At 65.0% G+C, this 18601-nt stretch carries 17 protein-coding genes and 1 pseudogene; 11 read left to right on the top strand and 7 right to left on the bottom strand.

What is annotated here, in order from left to right:
- Positions 1–4 precede the first annotated feature (4 nt).
- Positions 5–979 carry a bifunctional methylenetetrahydrofolate dehydrogenase/methenyltetrahydrofolate cyclohydrolase gene (locus N2K98_RS04210; RefSeq protein ID WP_255798485.1) on the bottom strand — a complete coding sequence of 325 codons (975 nt, stop codon included), beginning with the start codon at positions 977–979 and terminating at the stop codon, positions 5–7.
- A gap of 20 nt (positions 980–999) precedes the next feature.
- The gene (gene glyA, locus N2K98_RS04205; RefSeq protein WP_308219837.1) at positions 1000–2283 is read right to left on the bottom strand and encodes a serine hydroxymethyltransferase; all 1284 of its coding nucleotides are present in this window, start codon (positions 2281–2283) and stop codon (positions 1000–1002) included.
- Positions 2284–2554: 271 nt separating this feature from the next.
- On the opposite strand from glyA, the gene N2K98_RS04200 reads away from it, so the two are divergent.
- Complete coding sequence (locus N2K98_RS04200) at positions 2555–3637, top strand: FAD-dependent oxidoreductase (RefSeq protein ID WP_407080005.1); 1083 nt, start codon at positions 2555–2557, stop codon at positions 3635–3637.
- Here the strand turns inward: N2K98_RS04200 and N2K98_RS04195 are convergent.
- Entirely contained in the window at positions 3612–4151 is a 540-nt protein-coding gene (locus tag N2K98_RS04195) for a GNAT family N-acetyltransferase (protein WP_255798483.1), read from the bottom strand. The genes N2K98_RS04200 and N2K98_RS04195 overlap by 26 nt on opposite strands.
- A 54-nt stretch (positions 4152–4205) precedes the next feature.
- Here N2K98_RS04195 and purU point away from each other — a divergent pair, with 54 nt between their 5' ends.
- The 7 genes from purU (at position 4206) to N2K98_RS04160 (ending at position 12435) form a co-directional block, all read left to right on the top strand.
- Entirely contained in the window at positions 4206–5075 is an 870-nt protein-coding gene (gene purU / locus N2K98_RS04190) for a formyltetrahydrofolate deformylase (RefSeq protein ID WP_255798653.1), read from the top strand.
- A gap of 63 nt (positions 5076–5138) precedes the next feature.
- Positions 5139–5666, top strand: coding sequence for a gamma carbonic anhydrase family protein (locus N2K98_RS04185; RefSeq protein ID WP_255866148.1), 528 nt, complete (start codon positions 5139–5141; stop codon positions 5664–5666).
- 50 nt (positions 5667–5716) lie between these two features.
- Positions 5717–6931 (top strand): ROK family transcriptional regulator, encoded by a 1215-nt coding sequence (locus N2K98_RS04180; protein ID WP_255798481.1) that lies wholly within the window; start codon positions 5717–5719, stop codon positions 6929–6931.
- 212 nt (positions 6932–7143) lie between these two features.
- Positions 7144–8715, top strand: a complete 1572-nt coding sequence (mmsA, locus tag N2K98_RS04175; RefSeq protein ID WP_255866147.1) for a multiple monosaccharide ABC transporter ATP-binding protein — start codon at positions 7144–7146, stop codon at positions 8713–8715.
- Entirely contained in the window at positions 8712–10004 is a 1293-nt protein-coding gene (mmsB, locus tag N2K98_RS04170) for a multiple monosaccharide ABC transporter permease (RefSeq protein ID WP_255798479.1), read from the top strand. The genes mmsA and mmsB overlap by 4 nt, the downstream gene beginning before the upstream one ends.
- A 55-nt stretch (positions 10005–10059) precedes the next feature.
- Positions 10060–11142 (top strand): substrate-binding domain-containing protein, encoded by a 1083-nt coding sequence (locus N2K98_RS04165; protein WP_255798478.1) that lies wholly within the window; start codon positions 10060–10062, stop codon positions 11140–11142.
- A 204-nt stretch (positions 11143–11346) separates the two neighbouring features.
- Complete coding sequence (locus tag N2K98_RS04160) at positions 11347–12435, top strand: Gfo/Idh/MocA family protein (protein ID WP_255798477.1); 1089 nt, start codon at positions 11347–11349, stop codon at positions 12433–12435.
- A gap of 95 nt (positions 12436–12530) precedes the next feature.
- Here the strand turns inward: N2K98_RS04160 and N2K98_RS04155 are convergent, their stop codons facing one another.
- The 3 genes from N2K98_RS04155 to N2K98_RS04145 are packed head-to-tail and all read right to left on the bottom strand — an operon-like array spanning position 12531 to position 14355.
- On the bottom strand, positions 12531–13160 hold the full coding sequence (locus N2K98_RS04155; RefSeq protein WP_255866135.1) for a DUF3618 domain-containing protein: 630 nt from the start codon (positions 13158–13160) through the stop codon (positions 12531–12533).
- Positions 13157–13582 carry a phage holin family protein gene (locus N2K98_RS04150; RefSeq protein ID WP_229952527.1) on the bottom strand — a complete coding sequence of 142 codons (426 nt, stop codon included), beginning with the start codon at positions 13580–13582 and terminating at the stop codon, positions 13157–13159. The genes N2K98_RS04155 and N2K98_RS04150 overlap by 4 nt, the downstream gene beginning before the upstream one ends.
- Positions 13582–14355 carry a hypothetical protein gene (locus N2K98_RS04145; RefSeq protein ID WP_255866134.1) on the bottom strand — a complete coding sequence of 258 codons (774 nt, stop codon included), beginning with the start codon at positions 14353–14355 and terminating at the stop codon, positions 13582–13584. The genes N2K98_RS04150 and N2K98_RS04145 overlap by 1 nt, the downstream gene beginning before the upstream one ends.
- Before the next feature lie 226 nt (positions 14356–14581).
- Here N2K98_RS04145 and N2K98_RS04140 point away from each other — a divergent pair, with 226 nt between their 5' ends.
- From N2K98_RS04140 to N2K98_RS04130, 3 genes and pseudogenes are all read left to right on the top strand, one after another.
- Entirely contained in the window at positions 14582–15121 is a 540-nt protein-coding gene (locus tag N2K98_RS04140; RefSeq protein WP_255798474.1) for a hypothetical protein, read from the top strand.
- Positions 15122–15127: 6 nt separating this feature from the next.
- Entirely contained in the window at positions 15128–16597 is a 1470-nt protein-coding gene (locus tag N2K98_RS04135; protein ID WP_255866133.1) for a glutamate--cysteine ligase, read from the top strand.
- A 183-nt stretch (positions 16598–16780) separates the two neighbouring features.
- Positions 16781–17188 (top strand): annotated as a pseudogene (locus N2K98_RS04130) (Hsp20/alpha crystallin family protein); the annotation flags it as partial.
- Positions 17189–17532: 344 nt separating this feature from the next.
- Here N2K98_RS04130 and N2K98_RS04125 read toward each other — a convergent pair.
- The gene (locus N2K98_RS04125) at positions 17533–18495 is read right to left on the bottom strand and encodes a bile acid:sodium symporter family protein (protein WP_255866132.1); all 963 of its coding nucleotides are present in this window, start codon (positions 18493–18495) and stop codon (positions 17533–17535) included.
- Positions 18496–18601: the final 106 nt, after the last annotated feature.

Here is an 18601-nt window from a genome sequence, read left to right as displayed (position 1 = left end):
GGTTCTAGACCAGGATTCCGGCCTGCCGTTCGGCGGCTTCCACCACGTTCGCCAGCAGCATTGCGCGGGTCATCGGGCCCACGCCGCCCGGGTTGGGCGAAATCCAGGATGCCACGTCGGCCGCTGCCGGCTCGACGTCGCCGGTCAGCGTGGTCTCCCCGGTTTCCGGGTCGGTGACCCGGGTGACGCCGACGTCCAGCACGATGGCGCCGGGCTTGAGCTCCTCGGCACGGATCATTTCAGGGAAGCCGGCCGCGGCAACCACCACGTCGGCTGCCTGCAGGTGCTCGAACAGGTCCGCGGTCCCGGTGTGCGCCAGGGTGACCGTGGCGTTGATCGGCCGGCGGGTCAGGAGCAGGCCGAGCGGCCGCCCGACGGTGACGCCGCGTCCAACCACCAGGACCTTCTTGCCGTTCAGCGAAATCCCGTTGCGGACCAGCAGCTGCACGATCCCGTGCGGCGTGCAGGGCAGCGGAGACGTCATCGGTTCGCTGACGTTGAGCACCAGGCGGCCCAGATTGACCGGGTGCAGCCCGTCCGCGTCCTTTTCCGGCGCAATCCGTTCCAGGATGGCATTCGCATCGATGTGCGCCGGCAGCGGCAGCTGCACAATGTAGCCGGTGGTGGCCGGGTCCTCGTTCAGCTCGTCGATGACCTTTTCCAGGTCTGCCTGGCTGATGTCGCCGGGAAGGTCCCTGCGGATGGAGTTAATCCCCACCTGCTTGCAGTCCTTGTGCTTGCCGCCCACATAGGAGTGGCTGGCGGGATCATCGCCCACCAGCACGGTGCCCAGGCCCGGGGTGATGCCGTGCTCTTCCTTCAGCACCCGCACCCGTTCGGCCAGGTCATCCTTGATCTCCCGGGCGGCGGCGCGGCCGTCCAGGATCTTCGCCGCGACCGGAGTGCCGTATTCGGTTTTCTCCTTAACCTCCCAGCCAAGGTTGACGCTGGCGGCCTCATCGGTCGCGGGACCCTCCATATTGGTTCCTTTCTCCACGGTTACCATTCCTCCTGTCCGGGGTAGAGCGGGAAGTTCTCAGTCAGCGCACCCACGCGGGCACGAAGGGCCTCGACGTCGGGGGCGGGCTTCAGCGCGGCGGCGATGATCTCGGCAACCTCGGTGAACTCCGTTGCGCCGAAGCCCCGGGTTGCGAGCGCGGGGGTGCCGATCCGCAGGCCGGACGTGACCATCGGCGGACGCGGGTCGAACGGCACGGAGTTGCGGTTCACCGTGATGCCAACGGAATCAAGCAGGTCTTCGGCCTGCTTGCCGTCCAGGGCGGAGTGCCGCAGGTCCACCAGGATCAGGTGTACGTCGGTGCCGCCGGTGAGCACTGATACTCCGTGTTCGGCGACGTCCGGCGCATTCAGGCGGTCGGCAATGATCCGCGCGCCCTCGAGCACGCGTTCCTGCCGTTCCCGGAACTCCTCGGTGCCGGCAATCTTAAAGGCCACGGCCTTCGCGGCAATCACGTGCATCAGCGGACCGCCCTGCTGGCCGGGGAAGACGGCGGAGTTCAGCTTCTTCGCGTATTCCTTTTTCGCCAGGATCATTCCCGACCGCGGCCCGGCAAGGGTCTTGTGCACGGTGGAGGTGACGACGTCGGACACCGGCACCGGGTTGGGGTGCAGCCCGGCGGCCACCAGTCCGGCAAAATGCGCCATGTCGGTCCAAAGATAGGCACCCGCTTCATCGGCGATGGAGCGGAAGGCCTCGAAGTCCAGCTGCCGCGGATAGGCGGACCAGCCGGCGACAATAACCTGCGGGCGTTCTGCCAGCGCCTGTTCGCGGACCCGGTCCATGTCCACCCGGTACGTCTGCTCGTCCACGCCGTAGGCCGCGACGTCGTACAGCTTGCCGGAAAAGTTCAGTTTCATGCCGTGGGTAAGATGCCCGCCGTGGGCCAGGTTCAGCCCCATCAGTTTCTCGCCCGGTGCCATCAGGGCCGCGAGCGCGGCAGCATTTGCCTGCGCGCCGGAATGCGGCTGGACATTGGCGAACTCGGCACCGAACAGGGCCTTCACCCGCTCGATGGCAAGGTTCTCCGCCACGTCCACATGTTCACAGCCGCCGTAGTAGCGGCGCCCGGGGTAGCCCTCGGCGTACTTGTTGGTGAGGACGGAACCGGAGGTTTCCAGGACGGCGCGCGGCGCGAAGTTCTCGGAAGCGATCATCTCGAGGGTGCTGCGCTGGCGGGACAATTCATCATTCAAAACCGCTGCTATTTCGGGATCAACATCGATAAGCGGCGCGTTGGTGACGGGGTGGGTGGATACTCTCACGTGGATCTCCTGGGAAGGGTTCTCTATAGGTCAGGCTACCTGTCGGGGCATAGGCCGGGCATGGCACAACAGTTTCGCGCGTGACCCTCGGCCCAGGCGTGCGATCCGTGGTCGTTAGGACACCCCGCAGGGTGCCGTGCCGCTTCCTGGTGGTAATCCACCTAACGCCAGTCGCGACGCTCTCCATCCTAGCCTCACCTGTCCCCCGGCCGCAGGGCTTCGGCGGAATAGCCGCAATGCCCGGACCGTTACGGTTCCCAAGAACGAAGGAGTGCAAAAGGTGGAAACGGACATACTGGTGATCGGAGCCGGCCAGGCCGGACTCAGTGCCGCCTATCACCTGCGCCGCCGGGGACTGGAGCCCGGCGGCGGCTTCACCGTGCTGGACGCGAACCCCGGGCCGGGCGGGGCCTGGCGGCACAGGTGGGATTCGCTGACCTTCGGTGCTGCGCACGCCCTGCACGACCTCCCGGGGATGCCGCTGGGCTCACCCGATCCCGCCGAGCCCGCTTCCGCCGTCGTCACCAGGTACTACGGCCGCTATGAGCAGGAGTTCGGACTCGACGTCGTCCGGCCGGTCTCCGTGTCGGCGGTGGCGGAGGGCGACGGCGGCCGGCTCGCGGTCCGCGCCGTGGACGGCCGGGAGTGGCAGGCCCGCACGGTCATCAACGCGACGGGTACGTGGGACCGGCCGTACTGGCCCTACTATCCGGGGCGGGAGTCCTTCCGCGGCCGGCAGCTGCATACCCGGGACTTCCGCAGCGTGGCTGACTTTGCCGGGCAGCGGGTCCTGGTGGTCGGCGGCGGCACCTCCGCGGTGCAGTTCCTCCTGCAGCTGCAACGTGCCGGTGTGGAAACGGTCTGGTCCACGCGCCGGCCGCCGGAATTCACCCTCCGTCCCTTCGACTCCGAATGGGGGCGGGCCGTGGAAGCGAAAGTCAGCGCCAGGACCCGTGCCGGCCTGCCGCCGCTGAGCGTCGTGGCCGCCACGGGTCTGCCGCTGACCGATGAATACCGTCGGGGCATTGAGGACGGGGTGCTCGTTTCGCGCGGAGGGATCGGCCGCCTGACCGCCTCCGGTGTTGTTTTCGCGGACGGGTCCGCCGAGTCCGTGGATACGGTCCTGTGGGCCACCGGTTTTCGTGCCGCCCTGGAGCATCTGGCACCGCTGCACCTGCGCGAACCAGGCGGCGGGATCCGGATGAACGGGGTTCGGGTGGTGCGCGAGCCGCGTCTGCTGCTGGTGGGCTACGGCGAGTCCTCCTCCACGCTGGGGGCCACCCGCGCCGGCCGTGCAGCGGCGCTTGCTGCCGTACAACAGCAGCCGGCTACGAAAGCACCTCTTCCCAGTTGACGGGCGTAACCGTGCCCTTCTCCCAGTCACGCCGCAGGATGGCGTAAACCACCGTGGCGACCCTGTGTCCGTCTTCCAGCGGCCAGTCCTCCCGGTGATGCGCTTCCTTCACGAAGCCTGAACGCAGCAGGGTCTTGCGCATGGCGATGTTGTCCTCGCGCGTACGGCCTGCGAAGCGGTGCGCTTCGGGGTAGTCGTCGAACACCATGCCGGTCAGGGACTTCAACACCGGGACGCCGTTGCCCCGGCCGCGGAACTTCTCCACCAGACGCAGGTCCAGCACCGGCGTACTCGTGCCCAGCTCCTCCAGGATGACCAGGCCCATGCGGTGGTTGTCGCCGAACACCCAGAAGGTGCTCACGCCGTCGCCGTCGAACCGCCCCTCGATCAGGAGGCGCCGCACCAGCCCCTCGGAAGGCGCCTTGATCCGGTGGTACGGAAAGCTGTTGGTAGTGAGGAAACGTACGAGCTCTCCCTCATCCTTGTCAGAAAACGGAAGGAACATCACATCCATGTGCCCACCCTAGGTCAGGGCGCTGAAACCGGTAACCTAGCAAGGGTGACCGCCATGATTTCCTCTCCCGACGCCCCCGCCGCCAACGCCTTCACCTTGACGTTGTCCTGCCCCGACCGTCCCGGCATTGTCCATGCCGTCAGCGCTTCCCTGGTGGCAGCCGAAGGCAACATCACTGAGTCGGCGCAGTTCGGCAGTCCGGAAACCGGCTCCTTCTTTATGCGCGTGGACTTCACTTCCCCGCGTTCCTACGAGCAGGTCCATACGGAACTCGCCGCAACGGCCTCCGCATTTGCCATGTCCTGGGAGCTGCACCGCGCCGGCCGCCGGACCCGCACCCTGATCATGGCGTCCAAATCCGGCCGCTGCCTCAATGACCTGCTGTTCCGGCAGCGCGCGGGGACGCTGCCGATTGACATCCCGGCCATTGTCTCCAATCACCGCGAGCTGGAGCCCCTCGCCGATTTCTACGGTGTGCCGTTCCACCACATCCCCGTCGCCCCGGACACGAAGGACCAGGCGGAGGACCGGCTGCGCGCCCTAATGGCCGAGCTGGATATTGAGCTGGTGGTCCTCGCCCGCTACATGCAGATCCTGAGCAACGACCTCTGCCGCGATCTGTCCGGGCGTGCCATCAACATCCATCATTCCTTCCTGCCCTCCTTCAAGGGAGCGCGGCCCTACCACCAGGCGCATGCCCGGGGAGTGAAGCTGATCGGTGCCACGGCGCATTACGTAACGTCGGACCTGGATGAAGGTCCCATCATCGAACAGGAAGTCATCCGGGTGGACCATGCCCGGTCGGCTGCCCAGCTCGCGGCCCTGGGCAGCGATGTGGAGGGGCGGGCGCTGTCCAAGGCGGTGCAATGGCATGCCGAGCACCGGGTCCTGCTGGACGGCCGGCGGACCATCGTCTTCAGCTAGGCCGTTCCTTCTACGGGCGCTGCCTCCGCTAACGGGTATCCGGCCGGCGCTACGCTGGGTTCCATGGCACACATCATTGAATTCCGGGGCAAGACCCCCGCGGTCGATCCCACTGTCTTCCTCGCTCCCACCGCTTCGCTCATTGGCGACGTCACCATGGCCGCGGACTCCAGCGCCTTCTACGGCGCATGCGTCCGCGGTGATTCCAACAGCATCCGCGTGGGGGCCGGGACCAACCTCCAGGACAACGTGGTCCTGCATGCGGACCCGGGCTTCCCGACGGCGGTGGGCGACCGGGTGAGCATCGGCCACAATGCCGTGGTGCACGGCTGCACGGTCGAGGACGACTGCCTGATCGGCATGAGCGCCACCATTATGAACGGTGCCGTAATCGGTGCCGGCTCCCTCGTGGCCGCCGGCGCCCTGGTCCTTGAAGGCACCGTGGTCCCGCCCCGTTCGCTGGTGGCCGGCATGCCGGCCAAGGTCCGCCGGACCCTCACTGACGAGGAGGTCGCCGGGGTGAAGGCGAACGCGGAAAACTACCGGCAGACGGCCGCTGACCACCGGGCTGCCGTCTCGTCGCAGCCCTAGGCTTGTGTTCACTTCTTGACTGCAAGAGTGTGATGTAGCACGCTAAACTAATGCCAGCCGATCCATCCTCGACGTTGAGGACCACCCGTACACCGGGAACCACCCCATCCAAGCCGGGCTCGCAGAGCGCCCTGCGTGAACGCAACCGGCAGCGCATTGTCCAGGCCCTCCTGGCCTCGGGGCCGTTGACGCAGGCGGGACTTTCGCGCCAGACGGGATTGTCCCGCGCCACTGTGTCCAACATCGTGGGTGATATGAGCGAGCGTCAGCTCGTTATCACCGAGCCCACCACCAGCTCCGGGCGCAGGGCACTTTCGGTGCGGCTCAACGAGTCCGGAGCCGTCGCTGCCGGCATCGACATTGGACGCCGGCACGTCAGGGTGATCCTGGCCTCGCTCGGCCACCGGATCCTCCAGGAAGAGTCCATCCAGCTTCCGCTGGGCCACTCCGCAGCAGAGGGCATGGATGCCGCTGCGGCCCTGCTGGCCCGGCTGCTGCGCCGGCAGGGGGCGGACCGCAGTGCCGTCCTGGGCGCCGGCGTCGGCATCCCCGGCCCCATTGACCGGCGCACGGGCACTGTGGTCCAGGGCGCGATCCTTCCCGAATGGGTGGGAATCAATATGCGCGAAGACCTCGCCGACCGGCTGGGTGTCCCGGTCTACATCGACAACGACGCCAACCTCGGGGCGCTGGCGGAAGTCACCTGGGGGCCGCATGGCTGCAGCGAAAACCTGATCTTCATCAAGGTTGCCTCCGGCATCGGTGCCGGGCTGGTCATCAACGGTTCGCTCTACTACGGCAATGTCGGCATCACCGGGGAGATCGGACACGCCACCATCTTCGACCAGGGGCTGATCTGCCGCTGCGGCAACCGCGGCTGCCTGGAAACCATAGCGTCGACCTCCATCATGATCGAGCTGCTGAGCCGCGCCTCCAAGGGCCCCGTCACCACCGCGGACATCCTTTCGCGCGCCGCCGGAAAGGACCCAGCCACCCTGCGCGTCATTGACGACGCCGGCGCTGCAGTCGGCCGCGCCGCCGCCAATCTCGCGAATACCCTGAACCCGGAACTCATCATCATCGGCGGTTCGCTGACCGATCTCGGGGACACGTTCCTGGACCCGATCCGCCGCGGCCTGCTGCGGCATGCCGTTCCACTGGTCGGCGAAACCTCCACCGTGCTTATGTCCTCCCTCGGGGACCGCGCCGAAGCCCTGGGCGCAGCCGCACTCGTCCTCCAGGAACAGGGTGCCGCGGCAGCCTAGTACTTGCCGGGCGAATCAAAAACTACCCGAAACAGCGGTTGTTGTGTTCAAGACTTGACGGCAGTGCCTGTGACCGTGGTAACTTCCTTACCGGCCCACTCTGTGGGCCGTATCACGACAAAGAGGTCACACGGAGGCACTCATGCGAGCAGAAGCAGCTCCGGCAGTAGGCGCGCGGCGCGCTCCCTGCCACCACGGCAGGGACAAAACGCATGTCGGCTAGTCCATTCATTCTGGAAATGCACTCCATCACCAAGGAGTTCCCCGGCGTCAAGGCCCTCGCGGATGTGGCCCTGAACGTCCGGGCCGGCGAAATCCACGCCATCTGCGGAGAAAACGGCGCCGGAAAGTCCACGCTGATGAAGGTCCTCTCCGGGGTCTACCCCCACGGCACCTACACCGGAGAAATCGTCTTCCAAGGCAAGCCCGTCCAGTTCCGGGACATCCGGTCCAGCGAGGCCGCGGGAATTGTCATCATCCACCAGGAACTGGCACTAATTCCCGAACTCTCCATTGCCGAGAACATATTCCTGGGCAACGAACCCACCCGGTTCGGCGTCATCGACTGGGACAAGGTCAACTTCGACACCCTGGACCTCATGGAACGGGTGGGACTCAACGAAGACCCCACCACGCCCATCAAGGATCTGGGCGTGGGCAAGCAGCAGCTGGTGGAGATCGCCAAGGCACTGAACAAGCGAGTACAGCTGCTGATCCTCGACGAGCCCACCGCCGCGCTCAACGAGACCGATTCCCAGCACCTGCTGGGCCTGATGTCCGGCCTGCGGGACAAGGGCATCTCCTGCATCATGATCTCGCACAAGCTCAACGAGATTGAGCAGATCGCGGATTCCATCACCATCATCCGCGACGGCCGCTCCGTAGAGACGATCGACGTCGCCGCCGAAGGCGCCGACGAAGACCGCATCATCCGCGGCATGGTTGGACGTTCCCTGGAATCCCGGTTCCCGGACCACACCCCGAAGATCGGTGAAACGTTCTTCGAGGTCCGCGGTTGGACCGTGGGCCACCCCTCCGTCGCGGATCGCCTGGTCTGCAAGGGTGCGGACTTCCACGTGAAGCGCGGCGAGATTGTCGGATTTGCCGGGCTGATGGGAGCCGGGCGCACCGAGCTGGCCCGTTCCGTATTCGGCCGCTCCTACGGCAACTTCATCTCCGGCCAGATCATCAAGGACGGCAAGGAGATCACCCTCAAAACGGTGCACTCCGCCATTAACCATGGCCTGGCCTACGTCACTGAGGACCGCAAGACCCTGGGCCTGAACCTCCTGGACGACATCAAGGCCACCACGGTTTCGGCCGACCTTAAGAAGATCACCCGCGGCTTGGTTGTCGACAACGACGCCGAGTTCCGCCACGCGGAGGAATACCGCAAGAGCCTGCGCACCAAGGCACCCACCGTCGATGAGGGCGTTTCCAAGCTCTCCGGCGGCAACCAGCAGAAGGTTGTCCTGGCCAAGTGGATGTTCACCGACCCGGACCTGCTGATCCTGGACGAACCCACCCGCGGCATCGATGTGGGCGCCAAGTACGAAATCTACGGAATCATCCAGCAGCTCGCGAACCAGGGCAAGGGAGTCATCGTGATCTCCTCTGAGCTCCCCGAGCTCCTGGGCCTCTCGGACCGCATCTACACCATCTTCGAAGGGGCGATCACCGGCGAGGTCTCCAAGGCGGAGGCCAACCAGGAGAACCTCATGAGGCTCATGACCTCCCCCGCCCGGAAGCCCGCCGACTACGCCACTCAAGGAACACTTTCATGAACGCCATCAAGCAACTCCTGGGCGGCAACGGCCGCCAATTCGGGATGATCTTCGCCTTGGCCATCCTGGTCGGCCTGTTCCAGGTCCTCACCGGGGGCAAGACCCTGACGCCCACGAACATGATCAACCTGTTCAACGGCAACTCCTACATCCTGATCCTGGCGGTGGGCATGGTCTTCGTGATCATTGCCGGCCACATCGACCTCTCGGTGGGATCCGTCGCCGCGTTCTCGGGCATCGTCGTCGCGATGGCCATGCGGGACTGGGGCCTGCCCTGGTATGCGGGCATACTCCTGGGCCTGCTGGTGGGCGCGGCAATCGGCGCCTGGCAGGGCCTGTGGGTGGCGTACGTCGGAATCCCGGCGTTCATCGTGACACTGGCAGGCATGCTGATCTTCCGCGGGGCCAACCAGTGGGTAGGCAAGTCCAATACCGTTCCGGTCCCCTCCGAATTCCAGTTCATCGGCGCCGGCTACCTGCCCGAGGGCGGCCCGATCCCGGGTTACAACAACCTGACCCTGCTGCTGGGCCTGATCCTCTGCGCCGCAGTGATCTACGGCGAAATGCGCAAGCGTTCCCGCAACGCCAAGCTCGGCACCGCCAACCCGCCTGCCTGGGTTCCGGTGGTTAAGATCGGCCTGCTCTGCGCGGTCATCCTCTACGCCACGTACCTCTTCGCCACGGGCCGTCCCGGCACGTCCTTCCCGGTCTCGGGCATCATCCTGGGCGTCCTGGTCCTCTTCTACGGGTTCGTCTCCAACAAGACCATCCTTGGCCGCCACGTCTACGCGGTGGGCGGCAACCGGCACGCTGCGGAGCTCTCCGGCGTGCAGGGCAAGAAGGTCAACTTCATGGTCATGATGAACATGTCGATTCTGGCCGCCCTGGCCGGCATGATCTTCGTGGCCCGCTCCACCGCCTCCGGTCCGTTTGACGGCACCAACTGGGAACTTGACGCCATTGCCGCCGTCTTCATTGGCGGAGCGGCCGTTTCCGGCGGCGTCGGAACCGTAGTCGGTTCCATCGTGGGCGGCCTGGTCATGGCCGTCCTGAACAACGGCCTGCAGCTGCTCGGCGTGGGCGCGGACACCACCTCCATGATCAAGGGCTTGGTCCTGCTGCTCGCCGTCGCACTGGACGTCTACAACAAGACCCAGGGCAAGCCCTCCATCACCGGGCTGCTGATGCGCAACTTCGGCGGCAACAAGCCCAAGCCGGCCCCCGCCGTCGTCGACGCCACCCCGGAAATGCCCACGGGCACCAAGACTGTCATTGCCACCGACGCCTAGACCGCACCACTTACTCCGCTCTATTTCCAGCACCGCTATCAAGAAAGAGAACACCATGCGTAAATTCGCAAAATCCTTCGCCGTTGCGGCAACGGTGGCAGCATTGTCGCTGTCCGCCTGCGGCCGCACCGAAGAAACCGCTTCCGGAGCCGAAGAAGGCTTCGAGGACGGGGCAGCCATCGGCGTCGCCCTGCCGCAGAAAACCTCGGAAAACTGGGTGCTCGCCGAGACCCTCTTCAACGACGGCCTCAAGGAGGCCGGCTACGAGGGCCAGGTCCAGTTCGCCAACGGCGGCGTGTCCGAACAGCAGAACCAGATCAGCTCCATGATCACCAACGGTGTCGAGGTCCTGATTGTGGGTGCCATCGACGGCAGCCAGCTCGGCTCGCAGCTGCAGGACGCCAAGGATGCCGGCATCACGGTCATCGCCTATGACCGCCTGCTGACCAACACCGAAAACGTTGACTACTACGTGGCCTACGACAACTTCAAGGTCGGCCAGCTGCAGGGCCAGGCCCTGCTGGACGGGCTCAAGGAAAAGAAGCCCGAAGGTCCGTACAACATTGAGCTGTTTGCCGGTTCCCCGGATGACGCCAATGCCCAGGTCTTCTTCGACGGCGCCATGGATATCCTCCAGCCGGAGATCGAAGCAGGAAACCTCGTAGTCGGCTCCGGCCAGACCGAGTTCAACCAGGCTGTCACCCAGGGCTGGAAGGCAGAGAACGCCCAGAAGCGCATGGACACCCTGCTCTCCAGCAACTACGCCTCCCAGGAACTGGACGGCGTCCTCTCCCCCAACGACACCCTGGCCCGCGCCGTCCTGACCTCGGTCACCGGCGCCGGCAAGGCACTGCCCGTCATCACCGGCCAGGACTCCGAGGTGGAATCCGTCAAGCTGATCATGGAAGGCAAGCAGTACTCCACCATCAACAAGGACACCCGTAACCTGGTGAACCAGAGCATTGACATGGTCAAGGCACTGGGCGCCGGTGAAGAGGTCGAAATCAATGACGACGAGAGCTACGACAACGGCAAGAAGGTAGTCGAGAGCTACCTGCTGGAGCCGGTCATCGTCACCAAGGCCAACGCTGCCGAGGCCTACGCGAATGACCCCACGCTCTCCGAGCTGACCAAGTAATACCTGCACATCAACTGCCCTTTCGGGCGGAACAGCCCGGGTTTCCTTCACGGAAACCCGGGCTGTTCCACACCTGATCCACCCCGTTCCACACCCTGCCGCCGGCACTTGGAGCCGCACGGACTCGGAGTCCACCCCTAGGCCCCGGCAGGCTGCAACCATAGAGTAGGGGTACTCCCTGCAACGACGCGGAAGACGAGGACCATGACTGCCGTTCAACACATACCCACACCCCCCTGTGTCCAGCCGGGAGCTCCAAGTCCCGTCCAGTCCACGGGACGCACCCTGCGCTGGGGCGTAGTGGCCACCGGAAATATCGCTGAGCGTGTCACTGAAGACATCGCCCGGTTGGAGGACGCCGTCCTCCAGGCGGTCAGTTCCCGCCGGCAGGCCACGGCCGAGGAGTTCGCCTCCCGCTTCGGCTTCGCCAGCAGCTACTTCGACGCCGACGATGTCTCGGGCTATGACCGGCTCTTTGCCGATCCCGAAGTGGACGTCGTCTACATCGCCTCCCCGCACGCCCAGCACTATCGGATAGCCCGGCGTGCGCTGGAGGCCGGCAAACACGTGCTGTGCGAAAAGTCGCTGACCATCAATGCCCGCGAAACCGAGGACCTGATCGAACTGGCACGGTCCCGCAACCTGTTCCTCATGGAAGCGGTCTGGACCCGTTTCCTGCCCTGCATCAACCGCATCTGGGAACTCATTGCCTCGGGTGAACTCGGGGACATCAACTGGGTGCAGGCAGACCTGGGTTTCCCGGCAGCGTATGACCCGGCCAGCAGGCTCTGGGATCCGGCGGCAGGCGGAGGAGCACTGCTGGACCTGACCGTCTATCCGCTCACCTTTGCCCTGGGTGCGCTCGGCTACCCCGAGACGGTCCACGCGGTCGGCAGCATCAACGCCGACGGCGTGGACACGCAGAACGCTTTGACGCTCGGCTACGCGTCCGGCGGCCTGGCACAGCTGACCTCGTCACTGGTGTCCTCCTCCCCGCGGACTGCGGTCATTTCCGGCACCAGGGGCTGGCTCCGCACCGGTTCACCCCTGCATAACCCGGTGGAACTGACCATCGTGCCGCATGACGGAGAGGCCCGGGTGGAGCGGTTCCCGCAGGTCGGCAACGGCTACGCGTACGAGCTGCGGGAGGTGACCCGGTGCATCCAGGCGGGGCTGGTGGAAAGCCCCACCATGACCTGGGCGGATTCCCTGCGGACCATGCGGCTCTTTGACACCGTACGGGCGCAGATCGGTGTGCTGTATGCCAATGACAAGGACGCTGTCCCCCGCTGACCGGCCCATGGGGCCGTAGCGGCTGAGGACACGAAAAACGACGGCGGTGCCGCACCTTTTGCAGGTGCGGCACCGCCGTCGTTTTTAGCGCTGTACTAGGCGTTCTTCACGTTCTGCGGGGCTTCGGTAGCGGAATCCTTGACGTCGGAAGCAGCTGCCTGGCCTTCGGACTTCACGTTCTGCGCGGCGTCCGTGGCAGTGGCCTTGATGTTCTCGACCGCTTCCTGAGCCGGTTCCTTGAGGCCCTCGGCCATTTCCTTGGCTGCCCCGGCCAGTTCGTCGGTCATCGGCTGCGCGGCGGTCTTGATGTTGTCGGCAGCGACGCGCTCCTTGTCGCTGGTGGGGATCAGCGTTGCTGCGAGCAGACCGGCCCCGAAGGCAATGAGGCCTGCTGCAATGGGGTTGCCCTGCGCCTGGCCTGCGAGCTTGGCAGGTGCACCCTGGACAGCGGAGCCGGCGGCGGACATGCCGTCCGAAACACTACCGCCCATGTCGGAAACGCTGCCGCCGATGTTGCTGCCGGTATTGCTTGCGCTGTTACCTACTGAATCGGCCACACCCATCACCTTGTCCTTCACTCCGAATACCTTGTCCTTCATCTTGTCCGTCTGGCGCTGGACGATGTGGGAGGGAGTTACCTTGTCCGCCACTGCGTCCACGTTGGTGCCTAGGCGCCGGCGGGTTGCTTCGATGTCGGCGCGGATCTCATCGGGGTTTTCACTCATCGTGTTTCCTCGCTTGGTTTCATGGTCTGGGGGATCTCCTGCAGTGTCTCGGACGTCTGCGGCATGCCCTTGATCTTCTTCATTTCCTTGCGTCCACGTGATGCCAGGACGGCGGCAACGATGGCCCAGAGAACCGCCACGATCACTGCGGACCAGCCGAAGCCGATCGCCGTCGTGCCCAGTGCGTACCACAGGGCGATAGAGAGGAAGAGGAGTACGAAGTACCCTGCGACGGCCGCGCCGGCGAACATTCCGGCACCCGTGCCTGCACGGGTTGCGGACTGCTTCAGTTCGACCTTCGCCAGCTCCACTTCCTGACGCATGAGGGTGGACATGTCCTGCGTCACCTGGCCGAGCAGATCGCCCAGGGACGTGGACTCAGCCTTAGCCTGCGCTGGTGTGGGAGGGAGTTCGGTACTCATCAGTGCCGACCACCGCTGTAGGGATCAGCTGCCGGAACGCCGGTGGAGGGGGTGGGGGGAAGAGTCTGCGCCGACGCGGGACCCGTACCGGGCTGGCGGACCGGTTCGGTGCCGAACGGATCGTTGGTTCCGGTGGTGCCAACCGTGGGGTTGGCCGCCGGGGCCGCCGGGACAGGCGTCACGGGAGGCACGGGCGGTGCCACGTGCTGGCCGGCGGATCCGGTTGCGCCCTGAGTCGGGAGGCCTGCACTCAGGCCCTTGTTAAGGCGGCCTGCCAGGAAACCGGCTCCGGCTGCGAGAGCCAGGAAGGCAACGGGACGCTGGCGGGCAAAGCCCTTGACCTCATTCAGCAGGGATCCCGGATCACGGCCGTCAAGCCAGGTGGCAGCCGAGGATGCACGGCTGGCTGCTTCACCCACGAGATCGGTGGCTACGCCGGACTGGCCGGACTGAGCCATGGAGTGCAGCTCGTCAGCCATCGAGCGGAGACCTTCGGCCACCTTCTGCTGCTGGGTACCAGCCTGCTCGGTGAGATCGGAACGGGCCTGGGTAAACAGGTCCTTGGCGTTGGTCTTTACTTCGGAGGCGACGCCCGCTGCTTCAGACTTGGCGGTGTCCGCTACCTGAGCGGCATTACCCTTGGCCTGCTGGGCGAGGTCACCTGCCTGCTGCTTGGCGGCGTCGGCCTTCGCTGCGGCCGTGGAATCGTTGGTGCTTCCGGCCGGGGATGCTGCATGGCTTCCGTCACGCGGAGTGAAGTTCTCTGTCATCATCGCTCTCTTTCGTCATTGCAACTGCTGATCAAGATCGGATGGTCCGTAACTCGATAATAAGCACACTTAGTTACGAATGTGTAGCGTGTTAGGATTGTAAGTGCCCTTGCTATTGGATTCTGCGCGTGGTTTTCTTTTTGCACCGATCAGAAGAGCCCGCGGGCCCGCTTCCTGCCGAATAATCCGGCGGGACGGCCCCTGGCCCACAACGCACAGGAGCATCACATTGGCGGCAAACCTAATAGCACGATCTGTCCATGACCTCACGGCAGCGGCTTGGTTCGGTGGTTCCCTGATGGGCGCCGTCGGGCTTAACGGAGCCACCGCGAAGGCCAAGGACCCCACTGAGAGAGCGCGGTTGTCCGCCCTTGGCTGGAAAAAATGGGCCCCCGTGCAGGCCGGGGCAATCGGGCTGCACTTCCTCGCCGGACTCGCACTCATCGGCGACAACAAAACCCGGGTTTCCCAGCAGGAGGGGGTGGGCCCCCTCACCGTATACAAGACGGCGGTTACGGCACTGGCAGCCGTCGTCACGCTTTATTCGGGGATCCTCGGTGGAAAGGTCGGCAAGCTCTCGGAACAGGGCAGCCAAGGGGCCACGGAGCCCCATGAGGGAGCGTCAAAGGAACTGAAGTCAGCCCAGCGCCAACTGAAGGTCCTGCAGTGGAGCATCCCCGTGCTTTCGGGGGCGGTGATTGTGATGGGTGCCCAGCATGGGGAAATGCAACGGCCCGCCAATGTCCTCAAGGGCCTGAAAAAGAAGTAACGGGCCATGGGCGCAGAAGTTACGAGCAGGACTTTCAGCCGGGCGCAGCGCACGGCCTACCGGCAGCGCTTGCTGGAAAACCTGGACCACTTCGCTCACTTCCTTTCCACCGCGCAGTTTGCGGACACGGCCAGCATTGGCCTGGAACTGGAACTGAACCTGACCAACCGCGATTTCTCCCCCGCCCTCCGCAACAAGGCTGTCCTTGACCGCATCGCCGATCCGGCCTTCCAGACCGAGATCGGCGCCTTCAACATCGAGATGAACCACCCCGCAATGTCGGTGGCGCAGTTTGGGTTGAAGGAGCTCGAGGACAGCCTGCGGACGCAGCTCAACCGCGCCGATGAGCGTGCCGCCCAGGAAGCGGCGGACATCATGATGGTGGGTATCCTCCCCACCCTCACCCCCCGCTTCATGGACGGATGGGACTGGCTCAGCAGCGGGCAGCGTTATGCGGCCTTGAACACGTCAGTCCTCCAAGCCCGGGGAGAAGACGTCCTCCTGGATCTGTCAGGCCCGGAGCCGCTGTCCTTCTACGCACAGAACATCGCACCGGAGGCTGCATGCACGTCGGTCCAGCTGCATCTGGAAGTCTCGCCCGACCAGTTTGCGCCCGCCTGGAATGCGGCGCAGATGATTGCCGCCCCGCAGGTTGCCCTTGCCGCCAATTCACCCATCTTTATGGAACACGTGCTCTGGCATGAGACCAGGATTGAACTCTTCAAGCAGGCCATCGACACCCGACCGCCGGAAATGCGCAATCAAGGCGTACGCCCACGTGTCTGGTTCGGGGAAAGGTGGATTACGTCGATCTTCGATCTCTTCGAGGAGAACGTACGCTACTTCCCCGCACTGCTTCCGGAGCTCTCCGGCAACGGAACGGAAGCCACAGCGTTCGGTGCGCCGCTGCTGCCTGAGCTGCGCCTCCACAACGGCACGGTCTACCGCTGGAACCGACCGATCTATGACCCCGGCAGCGGCAGACCCAACCTGCGCCTGGAGAACCGGGTGCTGCCGGCCGGCCCGTCCGTCCTGGACGTGGTCGCCAACGCGGCGTTCTATTACGGTCTCGTGGAGTATCTCCGCACGGCAGACCGGCCGCTGTGGAGCCGCATCGCCTTCAAGACGGCGTCGGACAACTTCCTGGCCTGTGCCCGGCACGGACTGGAGGCGGCCGTGTACTGGCCGGGCATCGGCGAGATTCCGGTGGCTGAGCTGATTGTGCGCCACCTGATTCCGCAGGCCGCCGAGGGGCTGCGGGAACTGAAAGTGGATTCCTCCCTGATCGACCGCTACCTGAACGTGGTGTCCGAGCGTGCCCGCACGGAGCAGAACGGCGCAGCGTGGCAGATCGCCACGCTGCGCCGCCTCGAGGGTGCCGGGATGTCCCGGTCGGCGGCACTGGGCGAGCTCTCCCGGCTCTACTGGGAGAACATGCACACCAATGCTGCCGTCCATTCCTGGCCGCTCGGCTGACCGACTGAAACCGGGCGCCTGCGGGTAAAAATCGGACATCGAACCTAGCACTCAAAAGTGCCGAGTGCTAGCGTGAATTTCATCGTTGAGTCACGACGACTCAACCTTTATCGACCCTTTTCCTACAACGGCATTCCAATCACCGGTGCCCGGCGGGTACCGGCGCAACAGGAGTTGATGACAATGGCGATGAAGTTTGATCCTTTCCGTGAGCTTGACCGGATGGCAGGCGCTCTTCTTGATCCCCGGCAGCGGTTGCGGCTTATGCCGATAGACCTCTACCGCGAGGGCGACCACTACATCCTCAACGCGGATCTGCCGGGTATCGACCCCGGTTCAGTGGACGTGGACGTTGACGGCCAGTTGCTGACCATCAGGGCCGAGCGGACCATCCACACCACCGAGGGGGTTACCTGGCTGAACCGTGAACGGGAAAGCGGGACCTTCCTGCGCCAGCTGAATCTTGGCCAGGGCATTGATATTGACTCGATCTCCGCGAAGTACGAGAACGGTGTGCTGAGCGTCTTCATTCCGGTGAGCGAACGGTCGAAGCCGCGCAAGATCGAGGTGTCAGCCACCTACAAGGACGGTTCCACGATTTCCGGGCAGTCTTCATCGGAGCCTGCTTCGGTCTCGTCCAGCAGCGGCTCGGGTTCCAGCGGTTCCGGTTCCGGCTCATCCGGTTCCGGTTCGCCGGGCTCGTTCGGCCAACCCGGCGGTTCGGGATCATCCGGTTCGGGATCATCCGGTTCCGGCGGGCACTCTTCCTCCGGCGATCAGGGCGCGGGCATCTAGCCGCAGCGAGACCAGCGGAACCAGTGCAGGCCCCGGACAGCATGTCCGGGGCCTGCACTGTGTCGCTGGGGGTTCTGGGTCACCGGGGGTTCTGGGTCGCTGGGGGTTCTGGCTGGGTTCGGCGGGATGCGGCGGGAGGATCAAGCAGAGGGCCGGCGCTGCCAGATGGCCGCCATCAAGGCACCGCTGACGTTGTGCCAGACCGAGAAGACCGCTGCGGGCAGGGCGGCTTCGGGAGCGAAGTACTGCTTAGCCAGTCCCGCGGCCAGCCCGGAGTTCTGCATGCCCACTTCAATGGCCATGGTACGGCGGGAGGCAACCGGTTGCCGGAACAATTTCGCCGCACCGTAGCCGAGGGCCAGGCCCAACCCGTTGTGCAGCACCACCGCCAGCAGGATCAGCCAGCCCGCGGTAAAGATGGCTTCGGCGCTGCCCGACACCACGGCAATAACCACGAAGGTAATAGCCAGCACCGAAATCCAGGGCAGGACGGGCAGCACCCGGTCCACCAGCCGGGGTACCAGATACCGGATGGCCAGGCCCAGCACCACCGGGATCAACACAATCTGGACAATGGACCAGGCCATCGACCCCGCGTCCACCGCCATGTACCGGCCGGCCAGCCACAGCGCGAGGATCGGGGTCAGCAGGGGCGCCAGAAGAGTGGAAACCGACGTCATGGCGACGGAAAGGGCTACGTTGCCGCGGGCCAGGTACGTCACCACGTTCGACGCCGTGCCGCCGGGTGCGCAGCCCACCAGGATCACGCCGGCCGCGAGTTCGGGGCTGAGCTGCAGGGCCCAGGCGATACCGAAACCGAGCAGCGGCATGATCACGTACTGCGCCACCACTCCCAGCAGGACGGGCAGCGGCTGCCGGATGACCAGAGCAAAATCGGGCAGGGTCAGGGTCAGGCCCATCCCGAACATAATGAGCATCAGACCGGGGTTGATGTAGCCGGACAGGCCGGTGAACGGCTCCGGGAAGAACAGGGCCACCGCTCCCCCGGCAACAATCAGCAGCGGGAATACGGTCACCGCTATGCGGGCGCTTCGCTCTTCGGCGCTCTTCGCGGCGGGCTGCGCTGTGGTGGAGTTCGACATCCCCACATGGTGGCACCGCCCGTGCGGCTGCGCTAGTTGTTACGCGTGTGCTTAACAAGGAAGGAAACGACGACGGCGCGCCGCCCCGGGAAGGGGGCAGCGCGCC

The sequence above is a fragment of the Arthrobacter jinronghuae genome (genome assembly GCF_025244825.1).
GTDB classification, from domain to species: domain Bacteria; phylum Actinomycetota; class Actinomycetes; order Actinomycetales; family Micrococcaceae; genus Arthrobacter_B; species Arthrobacter_B jinronghuae.
The sequence above is the reverse complement of the archived record's forward strand: the minus strand, read 5'-3'. Positions and strand labels throughout refer to the sequence as shown.